This window comes from Streptomyces sp. ICN903 (genome assembly GCF_022015835.1).
GTDB classification, from domain to species: Bacteria; Actinomycetota; Actinomycetes; order Streptomycetales; family Streptomycetaceae; genus Streptomyces; species Streptomyces fenghuangensis.
Window position 1 is genome coordinate 1 of sequence record NZ_JAKMAY010000554.1, and the last position, 1,557, is coordinate 1,557.

Consider the following 1,557-nt stretch of genomic DNA (forward strand, 5'->3'; position numbering starts at 1 on the left):
CGTCACCTCCCTGCCCACCGCCCACGGCGAATTCCGCGCCCACGGCTACCGCTCCACCGCCGACGGAGTGGAGCACATCGCCCTGGTCGCCGGGGACGTCGAGGGCGCCGAGAACGTACTGGTGCGGGTGCACTCCGAGTGCCTGACCGGCGACGTGTTCGGCTCGCTGCGCTGCGACTGCGGCCCCCAACTGGAGGACTCCCTGCGCCGCGTGGCCGCCGAGGGCCGCGGCGTGGTGGTCTACCTGCGCGGACACGAGGGCCGGGGCATCGGCCTGCTGTCCAAGCTGCGCGCCTACCAGCTCCAGGAGGCGGGCCGCGACACCCTCGACGCCAACCTGGAGCTCGGCCTGCCCGCCGACGCCCGCGACTACGCCGCCGCCGCGCGGATGCTCACCGACCTCGGCGTGCGCTCCCTGCGTCTGATGACCAACAACCCCGACAAGACCGGCGCCCTCGCCCGGTACGGTCTGCGCGTCACCGGCCGCGAGCCGATGCCCGTCCAGGCGGGCGAGCACAACCTGCGCTACCTGCGCACCAAGCGGGACCGCATGGGCCACGACCTGCCCTGGCTGGACGGCGAACCGGTGCCCGTCTGCGGCGGCCAGTGACACCGGCCCCGCCGTAGCACCCACCCGCACATCCCCGCCCGTAACACCCACCTTCACACCCACCCACCGAACGACCCGTCGACGAGGAGCAACGTGAGCGGCAAGGGCGCCCCCGAACTGACCGTCAAGAACTGCGGCGACCTGCGCGTGGCCGTGATCGCCGCGCAGTGGCACGAGAAGGTGATGGGCGGCCTGCTCGACGGCGCGCTGCGCGCCCTGGGCGAGCTGGGCATCCACGAGCCCACCGTGCTGCGCGTCCCCGGCAGCTTCGAGCTGCCCGTCGCCGCCAAGGTGCTGGCCGCCCGCGGCTACGACGCGGTCGTCGCCCTCGGCGTCGTCATCCGCGGCGGCACCCCGCACTTCGACTACGTCTGCCAGGGCGTCACCGCCGGCCTCACCCAGGTCTCCGTGGAGACCGGCGTGCCCGTCGGCTTCGGCGTGCTGACCTGCGACACCGAGGAGCAGGCCCTGGACCGCGCCGGGCTGGAGGGCTCCAGCGAGGACAAGGGCCACGAGGCGGTCACCGCCGCCGTCGCCACGGCCGCCGTCCTGCGCACCGTCGCCGAACCCTGGCGGTGAGCGGGCCCGCGACCGGCGTAGGGTAGGGGGCACCATGGCGAACAAGACATTCGAGGAGCTCTTCGGCGAGCTCCAGCAGAAGGCCGCCACCGGCGACCCCGCCACCTCCCGCACCGCCGAACTGGTGGCCGCGGGCGTCCACACCATCGGCAAGAAGGTCGTCGAGGAGGCCGCCGAGGTGTGGATGGCCGCGGAGCACGAGGGAGCCGAGCGCACCGCCGAGGAGATCTCCCAACTGCTGTACCACCTTCAGGTGATGATGGTCGCCCGGGGCATCGGCCTCGACGACGTATACGCTCACCTGTAGGAAGCGCCACCGGATCCTCCCCGGATCCGTCACCGCCGACCGCGCCCCGCCCGTACCCCCG

General features: G+C 73.3%; 3 protein-coding genes. All 3 read left to right on the forward strand.

Annotation, left to right across the window (positions count from 1 at the left end; translation table 11 throughout):
* Positions 1-610, forward strand: a 610-nt coding sequence (gene ribA, locus L7D48_RS28715) for a GTP cyclohydrolase II (protein ID WP_237884019.1), incomplete at its 5' end; no start/stop codon positions are given.
* 93 nt (positions 611-703) lie between these two features.
* On the forward strand, positions 704-1,189 hold the full coding sequence (ribH, locus tag L7D48_RS28720) for a 6,7-dimethyl-8-ribityllumazine synthase (protein WP_093656616.1): 486 nt from the start codon (positions 704-706) through the stop codon (positions 1,187-1,189).
* Between the two features lie 34 nt (positions 1,190-1,223).
* Positions 1,224-1,496 carry a phosphoribosyl-ATP diphosphatase gene (locus tag L7D48_RS28725; RefSeq protein WP_093656614.1) on the forward strand — a complete coding sequence of 91 codons (273 nt, stop codon included), beginning with the start codon at positions 1,224-1,226 and terminating at the stop codon, positions 1,494-1,496.
* Positions 1,497-1,557 lie beyond the last annotated feature (61 nt).